Origin of the sequence: Streptomyces rubellomurinus (genome assembly GCF_000961885.1) — a bacterium.
Lineage (GTDB): Bacteria > Actinomycetota > Actinomycetes > Streptomycetales > Streptomycetaceae > Kitasatospora > Kitasatospora rubellomurina.
The window spans coordinates 90,550-110,942 of the sequence record NZ_JZKH01000008.1; the positions used below are offsets into that span (position 1 = coordinate 90,550).

Annotated in this window: 14 protein-coding genes; 2 read left to right on the forward strand and 12 right to left on the reverse strand. The window is 71.7% G+C overall.

Going from position 1 to position 20,393, the window contains the following annotated elements:
* Positions 1-117 precede the first annotated feature (117 nt).
* Together VM95_RS06460 and VM95_RS06465 are read left to right on the forward strand one after the other, a co-directional pair.
* On the forward strand, positions 118-1,413 hold the full coding sequence (locus VM95_RS06460; RefSeq protein WP_244178648.1) for a DUF2786 domain-containing protein: 1,296 nt from the start codon (positions 118-120) through the stop codon (positions 1,411-1,413).
* Positions 1,414-1,469: 56 nt separating this feature from the next.
* The gene (locus VM95_RS06465) at positions 1,470-2,582 is read left to right on the forward strand and encodes an ADP-ribosylglycohydrolase family protein (protein WP_045693059.1); all 1,113 of its coding nucleotides are present in this window, start codon (positions 1,470-1,472) and stop codon (positions 2,580-2,582) included.
* Between the two features lie 20 nt (positions 2,583-2,602).
* Here the strand turns inward: VM95_RS06465 and VM95_RS06470 are convergent, their stop codons facing one another.
* The 12 genes from VM95_RS06470 to VM95_RS06525 all read right to left on the reverse strand — a co-directional run bounded on the left by VM95_RS06470 (position 2,603) and on the right by VM95_RS06525 (position 20,384).
* Positions 2,603-3,937, reverse strand: a complete 1,335-nt coding sequence (locus tag VM95_RS06470; protein ID WP_052707176.1) for a serpin family protein — start codon at positions 3,935-3,937, stop codon at positions 2,603-2,605.
* A 37-nt stretch (positions 3,938-3,974) separates the two neighbouring features.
* Positions 3,975-4,973, reverse strand: coding sequence for an ADP-ribosylglycohydrolase family protein (locus VM95_RS06475; RefSeq protein ID WP_045693060.1), 999 nt, complete (start codon positions 4,971-4,973; stop codon positions 3,975-3,977).
* 22 nt (positions 4,974-4,995) lie between these two features.
* Positions 4,996-6,210 carry a cytochrome P450 gene (locus tag VM95_RS06480; protein WP_045693061.1) on the reverse strand — a complete coding sequence of 405 codons (1,215 nt, stop codon included), beginning with the start codon at positions 6,208-6,210 and terminating at the stop codon, positions 4,996-4,998.
* 74 nt (positions 6,211-6,284) lie between these two features.
* Positions 6,285-7,025, reverse strand: coding sequence for an SIR2 family NAD-dependent protein deacylase (locus VM95_RS06485; protein ID WP_045693062.1), 741 nt, complete (start codon positions 7,023-7,025; stop codon positions 6,285-6,287).
* Between the two features lie 102 nt (positions 7,026-7,127).
* Positions 7,128-7,808 carry a response regulator gene (locus tag VM95_RS06490; protein WP_045693063.1) on the reverse strand — a complete coding sequence of 227 codons (681 nt, stop codon included), beginning with the start codon at positions 7,806-7,808 and terminating at the stop codon, positions 7,128-7,130.
* Positions 7,805-8,995, reverse strand: coding sequence for a sensor histidine kinase (locus tag VM95_RS06495; protein ID WP_052707177.1), 1,191 nt, complete (start codon positions 8,993-8,995; stop codon positions 7,805-7,807). Before VM95_RS06495 ends, VM95_RS06490 begins: the two co-directional genes overlap by 4 nt.
* Before the next feature lie 82 nt (positions 8,996-9,077).
* Positions 9,078-9,752, reverse strand: coding sequence for a DUF4097 family beta strand repeat-containing protein (locus VM95_RS06500; RefSeq protein WP_045693064.1), 675 nt, complete (start codon positions 9,750-9,752; stop codon positions 9,078-9,080).
* A 187-nt stretch (positions 9,753-9,939) separates the two neighbouring features.
* Positions 9,940-13,833, reverse strand: a complete 3,894-nt coding sequence (locus tag VM95_RS06505; RefSeq protein WP_045693065.1) for a DNA-directed RNA polymerase subunit beta' — start codon at positions 13,831-13,833, stop codon at positions 9,940-9,942.
* Positions 13,834-13,932: 99 nt separating this feature from the next.
* Positions 13,933-17,409 carry a DNA-directed RNA polymerase subunit beta gene (gene rpoB / locus VM95_RS06510; protein WP_045693066.1) on the reverse strand — a complete coding sequence of 1,159 codons (3,477 nt, stop codon included), beginning with the start codon at positions 17,407-17,409 and terminating at the stop codon, positions 13,933-13,935.
* A gap of 698 nt (positions 17,410-18,107) precedes the next feature.
* Positions 18,108-18,494, reverse strand: coding sequence for a 50S ribosomal protein L7/L12 (gene rplL / locus VM95_RS06515; protein ID WP_045693067.1), 387 nt, complete (start codon positions 18,492-18,494; stop codon positions 18,108-18,110).
* Between the two features lie 88 nt (positions 18,495-18,582).
* Positions 18,583-19,146, reverse strand: coding sequence for a 50S ribosomal protein L10 (rplJ, locus tag VM95_RS06520; RefSeq protein ID WP_045693068.1), 564 nt, complete (start codon positions 19,144-19,146; stop codon positions 18,583-18,585).
* 356 nt (positions 19,147-19,502) lie between these two features.
* On the reverse strand, positions 19,503-20,384 hold the full coding sequence (locus VM95_RS06525) for an SCO4651 family lipoprotein (RefSeq protein WP_157882002.1): 882 nt from the start codon (positions 20,382-20,384) through the stop codon (positions 19,503-19,505).
* Positions 20,385-20,393 lie beyond the last annotated feature (9 nt).

Here is a 20,393-nt window from a genome sequence, read left to right on the forward strand (position 1 = left end):
GGCCATCGAGCGCCGACCCACCCCGCTCCCCCGCTCCCCCGGCCGCAGGGGCGCCCTGCGCGCCTCCGGCATCATGGGCGGGAGGGCCGGAACCGTCGAGGAGAGCAGGGACACACCGTGGGCGAGCGCGCGCAGCAGGGCGGGGACGCCGGGGCGCTGCTGGAGCAGGCGGTGCGGTCGGTGCTCACGGCGCCGGACGACACGCTGGACCTGGCACTGGACACCGGCGCCTCGCTGCTGGCCGCCTCGGCCGGGCAGTGGCCGGCGGTCAGCCGCGCGCTGCTCGGGTACGCGGACACCGCCGTGGGCCGCTGCTGGTCCGCCGGGTGGCGCCCGGCGGACCTGGTGCGGGTGGTGCGGCGCGAACTGAAGCCCGTCCACCTGGCGCTCGCCGTGGACCTGATCGCCGCCGAGAACCGCCGGCACCCGGCGACGGGCCCGGACCGGCGCTGGCGGGAGCAGCTGCGCGAGCTGGACGCCGACGCGTGGTGGCCGGACGACGAGCAGTTCCTCGGCGCCTTCGCCCACCGGCACCGGCTGGACCGCTTCGCGCTCGCCACCGCCGCCCTGGAGCTGCTGCGCAGCTGGGGCCGGCTGCCCCCGATCGCCCCGGTCGGCCCGGCGCCGGGCCACAGCGGCCGGGCCGCCGGCCGGTCCGTACGGGCCGAGCACCCGGCCGGCCCGGCGACCGGCGAGCCGCGGATGCTGGCCCGGATCCGGGCGCTGCTGGCGAAGGCCGAGTCCACCGAGTACCCGGAGGAGGCCGAGGCGCTGACCGCCAAGGCGCAGCAGCTGATGGCCCAGCACAGCATCGACGAGGCGCTGCTGGCGGCGGCCGGCGCCGACCGGGACACCCCGGCGGCGGTGCGGATCGGCGTGGACAACCCGTACGAGGGCCCGAAGACGATGCTGCTGGACGCGGTGGCGGCGGCGAACCGCTGCCGGGTGGTGTGGGCGAAGGAGTTCGGCTTCTGCACCGTGATCGGCTTCGACGGCGACCTGGACGGCGTCGAGCTGCTCTACACCTCGCTGCTGGTGCAGGCCACCCACGCGCTCAACAAGGCGGGCTCCGGGAAGGACTCGCGCAGCAAGGCGTTCCGGCAGTCGTTCCTGGTCGCCTACGCGGCGCGGATCCGCGAGCGGCTGACCGCCGCCACCGAGCGGGCCACCAGCGACGCGGCGGCCGGGCGGCACCTGCGCGAGGACGGCACCGAGGAGCAGCTGCTGCCGGACGCACGGCTGCTGCCCGCGCTCGCGGCCCGCTCGGCGGCGGTGGACGACGAGGTCGGCCGGCTGTTCCCGAAGCTGGTCTCGCAGCGGGTGCGGGTCAGTGACGGCGAGGGCTGGGTGGCCGGGCGGGCGGCCGCGGACCGCGCCGCGCTGCACGGGCGCGCCGGGGAGATCCGGGATTAGGGCCCGTCTCCGAACCTGGTAGAACGTACACCGCCACGAACGAAGGGGGATTCGACGTGACGGAGCCGACGGCGGAGTCGGGGTACCGGGACCGGGTGCGCGGGGCGCTCCTCGGCGGGGCGATCGGCGACGCGCTGGGCTGGCCGGTGGAGTTCCTGCAACTGCACCAGATCCAGGACCGGTTCGGGCCGGACGGGGTGACGGCGCTGCCCGCCGGGCCCGGTCCGGTGGAGGTCACCGACGACACCCAGATGACGCTGTTCACCGCCGAGGGCCTGATCCGCGGCTTCGTCCGCGGCTGGACGGGCGGTGGCGGCTCGGTGCCGGAGGCCGTCCACGGCGCCTACCGGCGCTGGCTGCAGACGCAGTACCAGCCGCGGCCGGACGCCGAGCCGCAGCCGCGCCCGTACGACGGCTGGCTGCTGCGCCAGCCGTTCCTGTACGCGCGGCGGGCGCCGGGCAACGCGTGCCTGAGCGGGGTGTCGGAGCACCCGGAGTTCCAGGCGCCGTCCGCGATCGGGTGGCCGGGGCCGGTCAACCCCGGGTCCAAGGGCTGCGGCACGGTGATGCGCTCGGCACCGTTCGGGCTGGCCCGGCTCGGGGCCGAGCAGTCCTTCGGGCTGGCGGTGCAGTGCGCCCAGTTGACCCACGGTCACCCGACCGGCTACCTCGCGGCGGGCGCCTTCGCGGCGCTGGTCGAGCGGCTGGCCCAGGGCACCGAGCCGTGGGCGGCGGTCGGCGAGACGGTGGATCAGATCCGGGAGCTGCCGAGTTCGAAGGAGACCGTCCAGGCGCTGGCCCGGGCGGTGCGGATCGCCCAGGAGTCCGAGCCCGCGGCGGAGGCGGTGGAGCGGGTCGGGCTCGGCTGGATCGCCGAGGAGTGCCTGGCGATCGCGGTGTACTCGCTGCTGGCGGCCACCCTCGGCCCCGACCCGGTGCGCACCGCGCTGCTGCTGTCGGTGAACCACTCCGGGGACAGCGACTCCACCGGCGCGGTCTGCGGCAACCTGGTCGGGGCCGCGTACGGCGCCTCGGCGCTGCCCGCCGACTGGGCCGGGGCGGTCGAGGGCCGGGCCGAGCTGCTGACGGTCGCGGACGACCTGCTGGTGCTGTTCGGCAGCCGCGACCCGCGCCACCCGGCGCTCGGCGAGCGCTACCCGGCCTGGTAGCCCCCGCCCCCGCCCGGCGGCTACTTCGCCTGCGGGTCGGTGACCTGGCCGAGGAACAGCGGCCGCCCGTTCGAGGTGTCCCGGATCAGGAACAGGAACGGCCGGTCGATGTGCAGCTGGGCGGCCCGCTGCGGGGCGGGCGCGGCCGCGACGCCGACCCCGACGCCGCTGCCGGCCGCCGCGACGGTGCCCTCCTCGTCGACCTGGACGGTGGCCTTCTGCACCACCGTGCTGACGGCGAGCGGCGGCTGCTCGGCGATGCCGGTGAGGTCGGCGTCGTCGAAGGCCGAGTGGACGCCGAGCGAGCGCAGCGCGGGGGTGAGCTCGTTGGACGTGTCGAAGTGGAAGCGCGGCAGCTGCAGGTCGACGGGCTGCGCGCTGAGGGCGCCGAGGATCCGGTCCAGCTCGGGCTGGTCCAGCCCCTTGGTGAAGGCGGCGAAGCCGCCCTGCGCGGGGACGATCAGGTCCATCGCCAACGCGCCGTCCGCATAGGGGAGTTCGACGGCCTGCCAGGGCTCTCCGGCGATCCCGCCGGAGCCGTCCGCGTACTTGAGGTCGTCGGTCCGGCTCATCGTGGAGACGTTCGGGGTGGAGCCGTCGAGCTTGTGGAAGGGGCGGTCGGCGGTGTGTCCGGGCTTGAACTCGGAGGCCCACTTCGCCTTGAGGTAGAGCGCGTCGGTGAGGACCAGCCGGGTGTTCGGGTCGATCGTGTTCGGGGCGAAGAGGTCCTTGATCCGCCCTTCGGTGGCCTTCTCCACGGCCGCGTTGACGGCCTTGCGGCTGCCTTCCGGGTCCTTCTTGAAGTCGGTGGTGTGCACTCCGGCGTCGAAGGCCGCGGCGAGGGTGGCCAGGTAGTCGGGCTCCACCGGGAGGCCCTGCTGCGTCCAGACCTCGTCGCTCTGGCGCAGGGTGGCCTTGCCCCCGCCGTCCGCCCGCTGGTCGAGGGCGCCGACGGCGAGGGCGTACTGCTTCGGGTCGAGGTCGGTGTGCAGGGCCTTGGCCAGCTCCTGGGCGGTCGCACCGCGCGCCCCGGGCAGCAGCATCGCGAGCGCGGTGGCCAGCCCGGCGGGCGAGACCACGGTGTTGCGCCCGGCGCCGTCCGGCGTCGCGGTGAGGGCGTGCAGGAGGTCCAGCCCGAAGGCGTCGGTGGCCTTCGCGGTGGCGGCCAGCCGGGCCGGGTCGACGGCGGGGCGGGTGGCCGGCGCGGAGGCCTTCACCTCGGTGCCGGTCGCGGCCCCGGTGCTGCCGCAGCCGGCGACCAGGGGCGCGGCGAGCGCGGCGGCGAGGAGCACCGTCGCCGGGCGGCGGGCGGCGCGGACGGTGCGGCGACGGGTTCCGGTGCTGCTGTTCGTCATGGCCCTTCGACGCGGCACCCCGCCTCCGGGTTCCGGCTCAGTCCCAGAGCGCCCCGAACTCCAGCAGTTCGTCCCGGTGCTCGATCCGCTCGACCCAGTCGGCCGGCCAGGCCGACTCCCCGTGGTGGGCGCCCGCGAAGGCGCCGGTCAGGCAGGCCAGGGAGTCGGAGTCGCCGCTGGAGACGGCGGCCCGGCGGACGGCGGCCACCGGGTCGTCGGGCAGCAGCAGGAAGCAGAGCAGGCCGGTGCCGAAGGCCTCCTCGGCGACCCAGCCCCCGCCGGTGGCCAGGCAGGGGTCGGCCTCGACGTCCGGCGAGGCGAGCGCGGCGTCCAGCCGGTCGAGCACCTTGAGGCAGTCGTCCCAGCCGCGGGCGATGACGTCCTGCGGCGAGGGGCCGTACCACCGGTCGGCGAGGTCGCCGAGCCAGAACCCGTCGTACCGGTGGCGGCCGGCCAGCGCGTAGGAGCGCAGCGCGGCGGGCAGCGCGGCCGGCGCGATGCCCTCGGCGAGCCGGCGGACGGCGTACGCGGTGAGGTCGCTGGCGGCGAGCGCGGTCGGGTGGCCGTGGGTGAGCGCGGACTGCAGCTGGGCGGCGCCGGAGAGCCCGCGGGCGTCCAGCTCGCGGATCAGCCCGACCGGGGCGACCCGCATGTTGGCGCCGCAGCCCTTGGAGCCGACGTCGCTGGCCTGCTGCCAGCGGTACTCGGGGCGGCTGAGCCGCTGGCAGGAGCGCAGGCAGGTCATTCCGGGGGCGCGGTTGTTCTGCGGGGAGCGCCACCAGTCGACGAACTCCTCGCGGACCGGCCGCTCCAGCCGCAGCGGCGTCAGCGGCCCGCGCGCCAGGGCGGTGCGCAGGCCGCGGGCGAGGGCGAGCGTCATCTGGGTGTCGTCGGTGACCAGGGCCTTCTTCGGCAGCGGGAGCCGCCGCCAGTCCGGGTGGCGGGCGGTGATCTCCTCGACGGCCTGGAACTCGGTCTCCCGGCCGAGCGCGTCCCCGATCGCCAGCCCCAGCAGTGCCCCCGTCGCCTTGCCCACGGCCGCCCCCCCTCTTCCCGTCCTACGCCTCGACCAGCAGTTCCTTGAGCCCGCGGATCACGTAGCCGGGGTTCCACTCGGGCTCGCGGACCAGCCGCAGGCCCGGGGCCCGGCGCAGCAGCGTGCCGTAGGACTCGGTGAGCTCCAGTCTGGCAAGCGGGGCGCCCAGGCAGAAGTGGATTCCGGCGCCGAAGGTGACGTGCGGGTTGTCGGTGCGGCCGAGGTCGAGCCGGTCCGGGTCGGCGAAGCGGGCCGGGTCGCGGTTGGCGGAGCCGAAGAGCAGGGCGATCTCGGCGCCGCGCGGGACGGTGACGCCGCCGATCTCGACGTCCTCCAGGACCCACCGTTCGAACATCTGCAGCGGGGTGTCCCAGCGCATCAGTTCCTCGATCGCGGTGGGCAGCAGCTCGTCGACGGCGCCGCGCAGCCGGGCCAGCTCCTCGGGGTGGCGGAACAGCGCCCACCAGCCGTTGCCGGTGGTGTTGACGGTGGCCTCGTGCCCGGCGTTGAGCAGCAGCACGCAGGTGGAGACCATCTCCTGCTCGCTGAGCGCGTCGGAGCCCTCCTGGGCCTGGATCAGCGCGCTGACCAGGTCGGTGCCCGGGTTCGCCCGGCGGTCGCGGATCAGGGCGCGCAGGTAATCGGAGAACTCGGTGCTGGCGGTGACGGCCCGGCGGGCGGTCTCCTCGCTCGGGTTGAGCTCGAACATGCCGGTGATGTCGGCGGACCAGGGCCGCAGCAGGTGCCGGTCGCCCTCCGGGACGCCGAGCATCTCGGCGATCACGGCGACGGGCAGCGGCTCGGCGACGGCGGCGATGAGGTCGCCGCCGCCGTCCGCGAGCAGCCCGTCGACCAGTTCGCCGGCGAGGCGCCGGACGGTCGGGCGCAGGCCCTCGACCATGCGCGGGGTGAAGGCCTTGGAGACGAGCCGGCGGATCCGGGTGTGGTCGGGCGCCTCCAGGTCGAGCAGCCCGTGGTCGTTGAGGGTGTGGAAGGGCTCGTGCGCCGGGTCGGGCTCGGGGCGGCCGAACTCCTGGTGGGTGAACCGGTGGGTGTAGGTGCGGCCGAGCCGCCGGTCGCGCAGCAGCGCGCTGACGTCCTCGTGGCGCGGGACGAGCCACTGGTTCGTCGGCTCGAAGTACGTCACCGGCGCCTGCGCGCGCAGTTCGGCGTACGCGTCGTACGGGTGGGCCACGAACGCGGCCGACCAGGGGTCGAACTTCGCCGTCGTCGTCATCGCTCGATCACTCCAGGCCGTGGGGGGAAGCCGGGAAGATCATCGTATGCATGCGGTACGTCCGTAAAGGGTCCTCACGCCCGTTCCACGACCAGCCGCCGGACCAGCTTCGGCAGTGAGGTGGAGATCGGCTCCCGGATCACCTCGGACGCGGCCACGTCGTACGGCGTCTCCTCGGCGTTCACGATGATCAGCTTCGCGCCGCTCTTCACCGCGGTGTACGGCAGCCCGGCCACCGGGAACACCTGCAGGCTGGTGCCGATCGCGATGAACAGGTCGCAGGCGCGGGCGATCGCGTCGGCCTGCCCGAGCACCTCCGGGTCCAGGTTCTCGCCGAACATCACGATCCGCGGCTTCAGGATGCCGCCGCAGGCCCGGCAGTCCGGGTCCGGCTCGCCCGCCTCGACCCGCGCCAGCGCCTCGGCCATCGACCCGACCACCCGGCAGCGCAGGCACTGCGTCTCCCGCGTGTTGCCGTGCAGTTCGAGCACCTTGCGGGCGGGCAGCCCGGCCTCCTGGTGCAGCCCGTCGATGTTCTGGGTGAGCACCCGCACCGGCAGCCCGGAGCGCTCCAGGTCCACCAGCGCCCGGTGCCCGGCGTTCGGCCCGGCGGCCAGCGCGCCGGTCTCCAGCCGCATCCGCCAGGCCCGCGCGCGCACCCGGGGGTCGTCCCGGTACGGCCCGATGGTGACCAGTTCCTCGGCGCTCGGGTCCTTGCGCCAAAGCCCCTGCGGGCCGCGGTAGTCGGGGATGCCGGAGTCGGTCGAGACACCCGCGCCGGTCAGCACGGCGATCAGCGGACGCTTCGCGTTCATACCCGGGACGGTACGGCCCCGGACCCGGCCGGGGCCACCGAAAAACCGCGCCCCGGCGGCCCTCCCCCGCAGACGCGCCTCGGCCCTCCCCGAAGCCGCGCCTCAGCTCTCCCCCGCCACCACCGCGCCGGCCTCGTACGCGAACACCACCGCGTGCACCCGGTCGCGCAGCCCGAGCTTGCCGAGCACGTTGCTGACGTGCGTCTTCACGGTGTGCTCGCTGACCACCAGTTCGGCCGCGATCTCCGCGTTGGACAGCCCGCGGGCGATCAGCTTCAGCGTCTCGTGCTCGCGCAGCGTCAGCTGCTCCAGCAGCCGGGACGGCGGGCGCACCGCCCGGTCCGGCGCGCCCGGGCGGCGGGCGGCGAACTCGCCGATCAGCCGCCTGGTCACCGAGGGGGCGAGCAGCGCCTCGCCGGAGGCCACCATCCGCACCCCGTGCGCCAGGTCGTCCCGCCGGACGTCCTTGAGCAGGAAGCCGCTGGCGCCCGCGTACAGCGCGTCGAAGACGTAGTCGTCGACGTCGAAGGTGGTCAGCATGATCACCTTGGTGGAGGGGAACTCGGCGCACACCCGGCGGGCCGCCTCCAGTCCGTCCATCACCGGCATCCGGACGTCCAGCAGCAGCACGTCCGGGCCGTGCTCCCGCACCGCCTCGACGGCCTCGGCGCCGTCGCGGGCCTCGGCCACCACCTCGATGTCCGGCTGCGCGTCCAGGATCATCCCGAACCCGGCCCGCACCAGCTCCTGGTCGTCCGCGACGACCACCCGAATCGGCGTCATCCGCCCACTCCCTCCCTCACCCCCGCCGCCCCCAGCGGAAGCCGGGCGGTCACCAGGAAACCCTTGCCCTCCGGGCCGGGGCCGGCCTCGGCCCGCCCGCCGCAGGCCGCCGCCCGCTCCCGGATGCCGACCAGTCCGCGGCCGCCGGACCAGCCCGCCACCGCGCGGTCGGCCGCCGCCGCCACCCCGCGCCCGTTGTCGGCGACCACCACCTCCAGCACGTCGCCGGCGCGGACCACCCGCACCGAGGCGCGCGTGGCGCCGGAGTGCTTGACGGTGTTGGTCAGCGCCTCCTGCACGATCCGGTACGCCGAGGCCTGCACGTCCGCGGGCAACGAACCCGTCCCGTCCGGCAGTTCGAGGTCCATCGACAGCCCCGCGCCACGCACCCGCTCGGCCACCTCGGCGAGTTCGGCCAGCCGGGGCTGCGGCGCGAGCTCCGGGCCGGCGCCCTCCTCCTTCAACACTCCCAGGACACGCCGGAGTTGGACCATCGCGTCACGGCCGGAGTCGGCGATGGTGTCGAAGACCCGGACCGCCCGGTCCGGGTCGCCGTGCACCACCAGCGGCCCGGCCTCGGCCTGGATCACCATCAGGGAGACGGCGTGCGCCAGGATGTCGTGCATCTCCCGCGCGATCCTGGCCCGCTCCTGCGCCACCGCACGGGCCGCCTCGCTGGCCGCCCGTTCCCCGGCCTCGCGGGCCCGCTCGGCCTCCAGGTGGGCCAGCCGCCGCTGGGAGCGGACCAGCGAGCCGAAGACGAAGCCGCCGACCGAGGTGAGCACGCTGAACAGCGCGCCGTTCGGCGAGTGGGTACCCAGCACGTTGGCGGCCACCGCCACCACCAGCATCGGCCAGCGCTGCCGGTCCGGGAAGCGCTCCGCCACCGTGTACATCCCGATCACGGCGTACAACGGCACCTGCGGGTCGGCCGAGTGCGCGACCGCCGACAGCAGCAGCGAGACCGGCACGCTCAGGGCCAGCAGCACCGGCAGCGGGGCGACCCGCCGCCAGGGCAGGTACAGCGCGGTGGACGCCGCCAGCAGGTAGACCCACCACGGCCAGTCGACGTCGTCGTTGTAGACCGCCCAGAGCGACACCACCGCCGAGCAGACCGCAAGGAAGGTGTCCAGGACGTACGGGCTGAGCCCGCCCGTCCAGGTCCGCCAGCGCATCACGCGCTCCACCGCCGTACCTCCCCCGTAGCCGGGGACGCCGCCCCCGCGGAGGAGATCATGCCCTACCGGCAGTACCTCCGGAACGGCCCGGTCAGACACCGCTGACCGTCACCCCGCCGGTGTCCGTCCGCGCGGTGATCCGGCGCGCCGCCCCCGCCTGCGAGGGGATGCCGACGTCCACGCCGCCCGTCCCGGCGTTCGCGTCCACCGCGTACGCCTCGTCGGCCGGCACCTTCACCCGGACCCCGCCGGTTTCGGTCTTCGCCTCCACCTTCACCGGCGCGGCCGCGAACTCGGCCCGCACCCCGCCGGTCCGGGCGCTCAGCCGCACCTGCTGCGAGGTCAGCCCGGTGGCCTCGACCCCGCCGGTGTCCACCTCGGCCTCCACCTCGGCGGCCAGCCCGCTCAGCCGCACCCCGCCGGTCTCCTCCTTGATCCGCACCTTCGTCCCGGCCGGCACCCGCACGGTGTACCCGACGCCGCAGCCGCCGCAGTCGTACGTCAGCCGCAGCACGCCGTCCTTCACCTCGTGCGTGGTGTTCGGCGGCGCGTCCTCGTAGTCCTGCTTCTCCGTGACGTGCACCGTGTCGCCGCCACCGGTCACCACGACCCCGCCGGTGTGCCCCTCGACCACCAGCTCCTTCACCGGCTCCGACACCCCGTAGTCCACCGTCCGGTGCTCCTTGTCGTCCCCGAACGGCAGGCACCCCTGCATCCCCAGCACGATCCCCGCGGTGATCGCCACCACGCCCAGCACCCGCTTCATCCCCGGCCCCCTTCGCCAGCCCCGTCGTCCCGACACCGAGAAGCCTCCCGCACCGGCCCCCTCCCCCACCTCCCTCCGCCGAGCGGTTCCACCCCCTCCCCCGCACGACGGAGGAGGGCCCGGAAACGCCGCAGGGCGGCCACCCCGTGAGGGGTGACCGCCCTGCGAGCGATCAGTGACGCGCGACTCAGCCGGTGTACGGGCCGTAGTCGTAGTCGTCCAGCGGGACGGCCTGGCCGGAGCCGGCGCCGAAGGGCGACAGGTCGTAGTCGTCGTAGCCGACGGCCGAGTACATGGCGGCCTTGGCCTCCTCGGTCGGCTCGACCCGGATGTTGCGGTAGCGGGGCAGGCCCGTACCGGCCGGGATGAGCTTACCGAGGATGACGTTCTCCTTGAGGCCCAGCAGCGGGTCCGACTTGGCGTGGATCGCCGCGTCGGTGAGGACCCGGGTCGTCTCCTGGAAGGAGGCGGCCGACAGCCAGGACTCGGTGGCCAGCGAGGCCTTGGTGATACCCATCAGCTGCGGACGGCCGGAGGCGGGGTGACCGCCCTCGGACACCACGCGACGGTTCTCCTGCTCGAAGCGGCCGCGCTCGACGAGCTCGCCCGGGAGCAGCTCGGCGTCGCCCGACTCGATGATCGTCACGCGGCGGAGCATCTGCCGGATGATGATCTCGATGTGCTTGTCGTGGATCGACACACCCTGCGAGTTGTAGACCTTCTGGACCTCGGCGACCAGGTGGATCTGGACGGCACGCTGGCCCATGATGCGCAGGACGTCGTGCGGGTTGGTGGCACCCATGGTCAGCTTCTGGCCGACCTCGACCGCCTCGCCCTCGCTGACGAGCAGCTTCACGCGCTTCGAGACCGGGTAGGCGATCTCGTCGCTGCCGTCGTCCGGCGTGATGACGATCTTGCGGGTCTTCTCGGTGTCCTCGATCCGCGCGCGGCCGGTGGCCTCGGAGATCGGGGCCACACCCTTGGGGGTACGGGCCTCGAAGAGCTCGACGACACGCGGCAGACCCTGGGTGATGTCGTCACCGGCCACACCACCGGTGTGGAAGGTACGCATGGTCAGCTGGGTGCCGGGCTCACCGATGGACTGGGCGGCGATGATGCCGACCGCCTCACCGATGTCGACCAGCTTGCCGGTGGCCAGCGAACGGCCGTAGCACATGGCGCAGGTGCCGACCGCGGACTCACAGGTCAGGATCGAGCGGACCTTGACCTCGGACACGCCGTGGCGGATCAGCTCGTCCATCAGGACGTCGCCGAGGTCCGTGTTGGCGGTGGCCAGCAGCTTGCCGTCGACGGTGATGTCCTCGGCGAGCATGCGGGCGTACACGCTGGTCTCGACGTCGTCGGCCTTGCGCAGCACGCCGTCGGCGCCCACGGAGCCGATCGACAGCTTCAGGCCGCGCTCGGTGCCGCAGTCCTCCTCACGAATGATGACGTCCTGGGAGACGTCGACCAGACGACGGGTGAGGTAGCCGGAGTCGGCGGTACGGAGGGCGGTGTCGGCCAGACCCTTACGGGCACCGTGGGTGGAGATGAAGTACTCCAGCACGGTGAGACCCTCACGGAACGACGCCTTGATGGGTCGCGGGATGGTCTCGTTCTTGGCGTTCGACACCAGACCACGCATACCGGCGATCTGGCGCATCTGCATCATGTTCCCTCGGGCGCCCGAGTCGACCATCATGAAGATCGGGTTGGTCTTCGGGAAGTTCGCCGCCATGGCGTCCGCGACCTCGTTGGTCGCCTGGGTCCAGATGCCGACGAGCTCCTGCTTGCGCTCGTCGTTGGTGATCAGACCGCGCTCGTACTGCTTCTGGACCTTCTCCGCCTTCGCCTCGAAGCCCTCCAGGATCTGGGGCTTGCTCGGCGGGACGATGACGTCCGAGATCGAGACGGTGACACCGGAACGGGTCGACCAGTGGAAGCCGGCCGCCTTCAGGTTGTCCAGGGTCGCCGCGACGACGACCTTGGGGTAGCGCTCCGCCAGGTCGTTGACGATCGCGGAGAGCTGCTTCTTGCCCACCTCGTAGTCGACGAACGGGTAGTCCTCGGGCAGCAGCTCGTTGAAGAGCGCGCGGCCCAGGGTGGTGCTCAGGCGGAAGGGCTCGCCGTCGAACCAGGTCGGCTGGCCGTCCTCGTCCACCGGGGCGGTCCAGCCGCGCGGCGGGACGGTGCCGGCGCCGAGGCGCAGCTCGATCGGGGCCTGGACGTCCAGCTCGCGGGCGTCGAAGGCCATGATCGCCTCGGCGGTCGACGAGAAGGTGCGGCCGGCGCCCTTCACGTTCTCGCGGTCCGAGGTCAGGAAGAACAGACCGAGCACCATGTCCTGGGTCGGCATGGTGACGGGGCGACCGTCGGCCGGCTTCAGGATGTTGTTCGAGGACAGCATCAGGATGCGGGCCTCGGCCTGCGCCTCCGCGGAGAGCGGCAGGTGGACGGCCATCTGGTCACCGTCGAAGTCCGCGTTGAACGCGGTGCAGACGAGCGGGTGGATCTGGATGGCCTTGCCCTCGACCAGCTGCGGCTCGAAGGCCTGGATGCCGAGGCGGTGCAGGGTGGGCGCACGGTTCAGCAGGACCGGGTGCTCGGCGATGACCTCTTCGAGCACGTCCCACACGACCGGGCGGGCGCGCTCGACCATGCGCTTGGCCGACTTGATGTTCTGCGCGTGGTTCAGGTCGACCAGGCGCTTCATCACGAACGGCTTGAAGAGCTCCAGCGCCATGGCCTTCGGCAGACCGCACTGGTGCAGCTTGAGCTGCGGGCCGACGACGATGACCGAACGGGCCGAGTAGTCGACTCGCTTGCCGAGCAGGTTCTGGCGGAAACGACCCTGCTTGCCCTTCAGCATGTCGCTGAGGGACTTCAGCGGGCGGTTGCCCGGGCCGGTGACCGGACGGCCGCGGCGGCCGTTGTCGAACAGCGCGTCGACGGCCTCCTGGAGCATGCGCTTCTCGTTGTTCACGATGATCTCGGGGGCACCGAGGTCGAGCAGGCGCTTCAGGCGGTTGTTGCGGTTGATGACGCGGCGGTACAGGTCGTTCAGGTCGGAGGTCGCGAAGCGGCCACCGTCCAGCTGCACCATCGGACGCAGGTCCGGCGGGATGACCGGGACGCAGTCCAGCACCATGCCGTTGGGCTTGTTGCTGGTCTGCAGGAAGGCGGAGACGACCTTGAGGCGCTTGAGCGCACGGGTCTTCTTCTGGCCCTTGCCGGTGCGGATGATCTCGCGCAGGCGCTCGGCCTCGGCCGCCAGGTCGAAGGTCTCCAGGCGGTCCTTGAGGGCCGCGGCGCCCATCGAGCCGGAGAAGTAGGTGCCGAAGCGGTCGCGCAGCTCGCGGTAGAGCAGCTCGTCGCCCTCGAGGTCCTGGACCTTGAGGTTCTTGAAGCGGGCCCACACCTCGTCGAGGCGGTCCAGCTCGCGCTGCGCGCGGTCGCGCAGCTGCTTCATCTCGCGCTCGGCACCCTCGCGCACCTTGCGGCGCACGTCGGCCTTGGCGCCCTCGGCCTCCAGCTCGGCCAGGTCGGTCTCGGCCTTCTTGGCGCGGGCCTCGAGGTCGGAGTCGCGGCGGTTCTCGATCTGCTGGCGCTCGACCGAGACGTGCGCCTCCAGGGACGGCAGGTCGCGCTGGCGGCGCTCGTCGTCGACCCAGGTGATCATGTAGGCGGCGAAGTAGATGACCTTCTCGAGGTCCTTCGGCGCCAGGTCGAGCAGGTAGCCCAGGCGGGACGGCACGCCCTTGAAGTACCAGATGTGCGTGACCGGGGCGGCCAGCTCGATGTGGCCCATCCGCTCGCGACGCACCTTGGCGCGGGTCACCTCGACGCCGCAGCGCTCGCAGATGATGCCCTTGAAGCGGACGCGCTTGTACTTACCGCAGTAGCACTCCCAGTCCCGGGTGGGGCCGAAGATCTTCTCGCAGAAGAGTCCGTCCTTTTCGGGCTTCAGGGTGCGGTAGTTGATGGTCTCCGGCTTCTTGACCTCGCCGTGCGACCACTGGCGGATGTCGTCGGCGGTGGCCAGGCCGATGCGGAGCTCGTCGAAGAAGTTGACGTCAAGCACTGGTCGTCAAGCCCTCTTTCGTGATTCGAGAGTTTGTCTGTGGTCTGAGGGGGGCCTGGGGGACGGGCCGGCTGCGCGGGGCAGCCGGCCCGGCCTCCGTCAGACCTCTTCGACGCTGCTCGGCTCGCGCCGGGACAGGTCGATGCCGAGCTCCTCGGCGGCGCGGAACACGTCCTCGTCGGAGTCCCGCATCTCGATGGACTGGCCGTCCGAGGACAGCACCTCCACGTTGAGGCAGAGCGACTGCATTTCCTTGATGAGCACCTTGAAGGACTCGGGAATGCCGGGCTCGGGGATGTTCTCGCCCTTGACGATCGCCTCGTAGACCTTCACGCGGCCCAGGACGTCGTCGGACTTGATGGTGAGCAGCTCCTGCAGCGCGTACGCAGCGCCGTACGCCTCGAGGGCCCACACCTCCATCTCACCGAAGCGCTGACCACCGAACTGCGCCTTACCACCGAGCGGCTGCTGGGTGATCATCGAGTACGGACCGGTCGAACGGGCGTGCAGCTTGTCGTCGACCAGGTGGTGCAGCTTGAGGATGTACATGTAGCCGACCGAGACCGGCATCGGGAACGGCTCGCCGGAGCGGCCGTCGAACAGCCGGGCCTTGCCGGTGGAGTTCACCAGGCGCTCACCGTCACGGGTGAGGGTGGTGTTGTCCAGCAGGCCGGTGATCTCGTCCTCGCGGGCGCCGTCGAAGACCGGGGTGGCGAGGTTGGTGCCACCCTCGACCTGGTCGGCGCCGATCGCCTGCAGGCGCTGGGCCCACTCGTCGGCGAGGCCGGAGACGTCCCAACCCTGCTTGGCGAGCCACCCGAGGTGGATCTCCAGGACCTGTCCCGGGTTCATTCGGGACGGGACACCCAGCGGGTTGAGGATGATGTCGACCGGGGTGCCGTCCTCCAGGAAGGGCATGTCCTCGACCGGCAGGATCTTGGAGATGACACCCTTGTTGCCGTGGCGGCCGGCGAGCTTGTCACCGTTGGTGATCTTGCGCTTCTGGGCCACGTAGACGCGGACCAGCTGGTTGACGCCCGGGGGCAGCTCGTCGCCCTCTTCACGGTCGAAGACGCGGACGCCGATGACCTTGCCGGACTCACCGTGCGGGACCTTCAGCGAGGTGTCGCGGACCTCACGGGCCTTCTCGCCGAAGATCGCGCGGAGCAGGCGCTCCTCGGGGGTCAGCTCGGTCTCACCCTTCGGGGTGACCTTGCCGACGAGGATGTCACCGGTGACGACGTCGGCGCCGATCCGGATGATGCCGCGCTCGTCGAGGTCGGCCAGGACCTCCTCGGAGACGTTCGGGATGTCCCGGGTGATCTCCTCGGGGCCGAGCTTGGTGTCACGGGCGTCGACCTCGTGCTCCTCGATGTGGATCGAGGAGAGGACGTCGTCCTGCACGAGGCGCTGCGACAGGATGATCGCGTCCTCGTAGTTGTGACCCTCCCACGACATGAACGCCACGAGCAGGTTCTTGCCGAGGGCCATCTCGCCCTCGTCGGTGCAGGGGCCGTCGGCCAGCACCTGGTTGACCTCGACCCGGGCGCCCTCGTCCACGAGCACCTTCTGGTTGAAGGCGGTGCCCTGGTTGGAGCGGGTGAACTTGGCGGCGCGGTACGTGGTGTACGTGCCGTCGTCGTTGGCCACGGTGACGTAGTCGGCCGAGACCTCCTGGACGACACCGGACTTCTCGGCGGTGATGACGTCCGCGGCGTCGACGGCGCAGCGGTACTCCATGCCGGTGCCGACCAGCGGAGCCTCGCTCTTCAGCAGCGGCACCGCCTGGCGCATCATGTTCGAGCCCATGAGCGCGCGGTTGGCGTCGTCGTGCTCGAGGAACGGGATCATGGCGGTCGCGACCGACACCATCTGGCGCGGCGAGACGTCCATGTAGTCGATCTCGGAGCCCGGGATGTAGTCGATCTCGCCGCCACGGCGGCGGACCAGGACGCGCGGCTCGGCGAAGTGCAGGTCCGCGGTCAGCGGCGCGTTCGCCTGGGCGATGACGTAGCGGTCCTCCTCGTCGGCGGTGAGGTAGTCCACCTGCTCGGTGACGACACCGTCGACGACCTTGCGGTACGGGGTCTCGATGAAGCCGAAGGCGTTGACCCGGCCGTACGAGGCCAGCGACCCGATCAGACCGATGTTCGGGCCTTCCGGGGTCTCGATCGGACACATGCGGCCGTAGTGCGAGGGGTGCACGTCTCGGACCTCGAAGCCGGCCCGCTCACGGGACAGACCACCGGGGCCGAGGGCGGACAGACGGCGCTTGTGGGTCAGGCCCGACAGCGGGTTCGTCTGGTCCATGAACTGCGACAGCTGGCTGGTGCCGAAGAACTCCTTGATGGAGGCGACGACCGGCCGGATGTTGATCAGGGTCTGCGGCGTGATCGCCTCGACGTCCTGGGTGGTCATGCGCTCGCGCACGACGCGCTCCATGCGGGCGAGACCCGTACGGACCTGGTTCTGGATGAGCTCGCCGACGTTGCGCAGGCGGCGGTTGCCGAAGTGGTCGATGTCGTCGACCTCGACCACGATGTCGCGGCCGGTCTCGTCACGCCACTCGGTCTCACCGGCGTGCAGCTTCACCAGGTACTTGATCGCACCGATGATGTCGGGCTCGGTGAGCACGCCGGAGTCCAGCGACTCGGCGTTGCCCAGCTTGCGGTTGAGCTTGTAGCGGCCGACCTTCGCGAGGTCGTAGCGCTTCGGGTTGAAGTACAGGTTCTCCAACAGCGTCTGCGCGGCCTCACGCGTCGGCGGCTCGCCCGGACGCAGCTTGCGGTAGATGTCGAGCAGCGCGTCGTCCTGGCCCTGGGTGTGGTCCTTCTCCAGGGTGTTGCGCATCGACTCGTACTCGCCGAACTCCTCGAGAATCATCTCGTTGGTCCAGCCGAGAGCCTTCAGCAGCACGGTGACGGACTGCTTGCGCTTGCGGTCGATGCGGACGCCGACCATGTCGCGCTTGTCGATCTCCATCTCCAGCCAGGCACCACGCGAGGGGATGACCTTGCAGGAGTAGATGTCCTTGTCGGACACCTTGTCCAGGGTGGAGTCGAAGTACACACCCGGGGAGCGGACGAGCTGCGACACGACGACACGCTCGGTGCCGTTGATCACGAACGTGCCCTTGTGGGTCATGAGCGGGAAGTCGCCCATGAAGACCGTCTGAGACTTGATCTCACCGGTCTCGTTGTTGGTGAACTCGGCCGTGACGAAGAGCGGGGCCGCGTACGTGAAGTCGCGGTCCTTGCACTCGTCAATGGAGTTCTTCGGCGGCTCGAAACGGTGGTCGCGGAAGGTCAGCGACATCGACCCGCTGAAGTCCTCGATCGGGGAGATCTCCTCGAAGATCTCCTCCAGACCGGACTTGGTGGGGACGTCCTGACCGGACTCCAGCGCCTCCTCGACCCGGGCCTTCCAGGCCGCGTTGCCGAGCAGCCAGTCAAAGCTCTCGGTCTGCAGGGCCAGGAGGTTCGGGACCTCGAGGGGCTCCTTGATCTTCGCGAACGAGACGCGGAGCGGGGCGGTGGATGCGGCGGAATTGTTCGAGGCGTTGCGCGGCGCGGCCAAGAGGGGGGTCCTTCCGAGGGCTCGGAGCTCACTACGCGCGTACCAGCCGGGCCTGCTTGAGCCTTGGTCCCGCCTCCCTCGCCACTGGCCTCTGCCGGGGTCGAAACCCGAGGTCAGAGCCGCTTTGCGGAGGCGATGCCAGACCCCTTCAGGGCAACGCAAACTCCGGGCGACGAGTCACGGAGAAGCTAACAGGCAGCGCAAAGGGACAGTGTAGCCAAAGGCCACACTGCTGTCCAGCTCTGATTCGGAAACCGAATCGGAGACTCCTCCCGGTAGCCGGCGAGCGCGGACGCCCACCGGGTACTGCTCTAACTCACGTCGAGTCATTTCCCGCCGGAGCCACTGGTTATGCATCCAGCAGTGGACCAACCCGGCGGACTCGCGCCTTGAGAATCGCGCGCCGCGTCGGGTTCGTCAAGGGCCCGCCGGCGGGGCGGACCTCGCCCTCTCCATCGCCCGTGACCCCTCCGGCGTTACAGAAGCCGTGGTGGGGGCCACCGTCGATGACCGTGATCACCTTACTCCTCGCGACCGACAGTGCCGAGTGAGCGATCGGCCACACCGGTGGTCCGGACCGGCCGGGCGGCGGGCGTCCCCCGGCTCCGGCGCCCTGCCCCCGGAACGCGAAAAAGCCGGGCCGACCACCCGCAAGGGTGATCGGCCCGGCCTCAGGCCCCCTCAGAGGGGGCGAGAAGTCACTTGACGGTGACCTTGGCGCCGGCACCCTCGAGGGCGGCCTTGGCCTTCTCGGCAACGTCCTTGGCAACCTTCTCCAGGACCTTGGCACCAGCGGTGTCAACGAGGTCCTTGGCCTCCTTCAGGCCGAGGGAGGTCAGGGTGCGCACCTCCTTGATGACCTGGATCTTCTTGTCGCCGGCGGCGTCGAGGATGACGTCGAACTCGTCCTGCTCCTCAACGGCCTCGGCGCCACCGGCGGCACCGCCGGCAACGACGACGGCAGCGGCCGGGGCGGCAGCGGTGACGTCGAACTTCTCCTCGAAGGCCTTCACGAAGGCGGCGAGCTCGATGAGGGTGAGCTCCTCGAACTGCGCGAGCAGCTCGTCCTGGGTCAGCTTCGCCATGATGGCGTCCTTCCACTAAATCGGCAGGTGGTGCCGGATGTACGGGTTGGCGGGCGTACGGGCCCGCAGCGAGGCGTGAGCCTGCCGATTACTCGGCGGCGGCGTCCTCGGCGGCGGGAGCCGGCGTACCGGCACCGCCCTGCTCGACCTTGTCGCGCAGCGCGTCCACGGTGCGGACGAGCTTCGACGGCAGGGCCTGGAAGAGCGCGGCAGCCTGGGACTGCTTGGCCTTCAGGGCACCCGCCAGCTTGGCGAGCAGCACCTCGCGGGACTCGAGGTCCGCGAGCTTCTTGATCTCATCGGCGGACAGCGCCTTACCGTCAAGGACACCGCCCTTGATGATGAGAGCGGGGTTCTCCTTGGCGAAGTCACGCAGAGCCTTCGCCGACTCCACCGGGTCACCGGTGACGAAGGCGACAGCCGTCGGACCGTTGAACAGGTCGTCCAGCTCCGTGATCCCGACCTCGTTGGCCGCGATCTTGGTCAGCGTGTTCTTCACCACGGCGTACTCGGCGTTGTCGCCGAGCGAGCGACGCAGGGTCTTGACCTGCTTCACCGAGAGACCGCGGTACTCGGTCAGCAGCGCCGCGGAGGAACCACGGAACTTGTCCGTGATCTCAGCGACGGCAGCAGCCTTGTCGGGCCTGGCCATAGGCTTACGCCTCCTTCCGTGATGTCGAAGTCCGGCCGACCGCGAAAGTCGACCATTCACACCTCGGACCACCAGGGCGGAAGGAAAGCTCCTGCAAAAGCAATGAGCCCCGATGCGCAGGGCGCACGGGGCTCGCAGTGACCTCGACGGGCTCCGCGCGGACGCGGCACCCGGAAATCGAAAGCTCCAGACACACCTGCGCGGGCTGCCTGCGACGAATCACAGATCCTTCGGCCGCCTGCTCCCTGACGGGCGCGGCGACAACCAGCGGTCTTTGGCTTCCGCCAGATTAGACGGACGCACCCGTACGACGCAAATCGCCCTCGGACGGAGCAGCCCGGCGGGCCCGGCGCGGCTCAGCGGGCGAGCGGGGAGACCGTCCGGACGCCGGTGTCCACGGTGTCCGGCTCGGCCGGGGCCTGGGCCGAGAGCAGCGCCCCGGCGAAGTCCGAGTAGAGCACCAGGTCGTCCGCCCGGCCGCCGCCGTCGCCACTCCCGGTGCGCTGCAGCTTGACCAGCTGGTCCTTGTCGTTGAGCCAGAGGTCCAGGGTCAGCGAGTGCGAGCCGCCGGGGGCCAGGGCGGCCCGCAGGCCGTCCCGGCGGGCCTGGGTCAGCTGGGCCTGGGCGGCGGCGTACTTCTCCGCGGTGGTGGTGACCCGGTAGTGCTCGACGGTCGAGTCCTCCAGCTTCTCCTCGCCGAGGAAGGCGGGCACCACCCCGTCCGCGGTGGCGGCGGCCAGCGCCTCCACCGGGTTCAGCGAGTCGATCAGCCCGGCGTACGGGACCTCCTTGCGGCCGTCCGGGTCCGGCGGGACGGTGAAGCGCTCCCAGTGCCGGCCGCCCTGGCGGGCCGCGGTGGCCGCGTCGCCGCCCTGGTAGGCGACGGTGTCCACGACGATCAGCTGCTCCGGGCCGCCCGCGGTCGAGCGCTTGACCTGCAGCGCCGTCTTCGGCGCCCAGAACAGCGGGCCGGCGCCGGCGTCCGCGCCCAGCCGGTAGCTGACCTTGGCCCGGCGGGCGGTCTGCATGGCCAGCTCGGCGGAGAGCAGGACGCCGTGCGGAGAGCGGTCGGTGGGCTTGGCCGGCCCGGTCGGGGTGGCCACGGTGGCCGGGGCACTGGTCGCGCTCGGACTGCCGGACGGCACGGCCGCCCGGTCCTCGCCCCCGCCGCACCCGGTGAGCCCGACCGCCAGCAGCGCGACGGCGGCCACTCCCGCCCGCCGCTGCCGTCCCACCATCGTCCGTTC

Coding starts and splice junctions, on each gene's coding strand:
- VM95_RS06485 (WP_045693062.1), bottom strand. CDS start 7,025: ATGAACGCGAAGCGTCCGCTGATCGCCGTGCTGACCGGCGCGGGTGTC.
- VM95_RS06480 (WP_045693061.1), bottom strand. CDS start 6,210: ATGACGACGACGGCGAAGTTCGACCCCTGGTCGGCCGCGTTCGTGGCC.
- VM95_RS06470 (WP_052707176.1), bottom strand. CDS start 3,937: ATGACGAACAGCAGCACCGGAACCCGTCGCCGCACCGTCCGCGCCGCC.
- rplL (WP_045693067.1), bottom strand. CDS start 18,494: ATGGCGAAGCTGACCCAGGACGAGCTGCTCGCGCAGTTCGAGGAGCTC.
- rplJ (WP_045693068.1), bottom strand. CDS start 19,146: ATGGCCAGGCCCGACAAGGCTGCTGCCGTCGCTGAGATCACGGACAAG.
- VM95_RS06490 (WP_045693063.1), bottom strand. CDS start 7,808: ATGACGCCGATTCGGGTGGTCGTCGCGGACGACCAGGAGCTGGTGCGG.
- VM95_RS06500 (WP_045693064.1), bottom strand. CDS start 9,752: ATGAAGCGGGTGCTGGGCGTGGTGGCGATCACCGCGGGGATCGTGCTG.
- VM95_RS06525 (WP_157882002.1), bottom strand. CDS start 20,384: ATGGTGGGACGGCAGCGGCGGGCGGGAGTGGCCGCCGTCGCGCTGCTG.